Genomic DNA, 254 nt, shown 5'->3' with positions numbered 1-254 from the left:
CGGCAAACACGCTGCCGCTGCCCCGCGTGGAGCGCAGGTTGATGCGGTGCCCCAGCAGCCGCCCGATGCGCGCCACGATCGCCAGGCCCAGCCCGGCGCCGCGCTCCTGGTCCACGCCCTCATCCAGCCGCCGGAATTCCTCGAAGATCTCGCCCTGCAGGCTCTCCGGAATACCCGGGCCCTGGGCATGCACCTCAATGCGCAGCTGGTCGCCCACCCGGCGGCACCCGATCAGCACCCGCCCACGCGGCGTA

At 72.8% G+C, this 254-nt stretch carries 1 protein-coding gene; it reads right to left on the bottom strand.

All coding sequences use genetic code 11. From position 1 onward, the window contains the following. Nucleotides 1-254 (bottom strand): sensor histidine kinase (locus ACQG3P_RS20690; protein ID WP_426806098.1); only part of this gene is annotated, 254 nt, incomplete at both ends.

It is taken from the genome of Stenotrophomonas sp. SrG (assembly GCF_050031795.1).
Lineage (GTDB): Bacteria > Pseudomonadota > Gammaproteobacteria > Xanthomonadales > Xanthomonadaceae > Stenotrophomonas > Stenotrophomonas rhizophila_A.
Note: the sequence above shows the minus strand (reverse complement) of the source record. Positions and strands in the feature narration are given on the sequence as shown.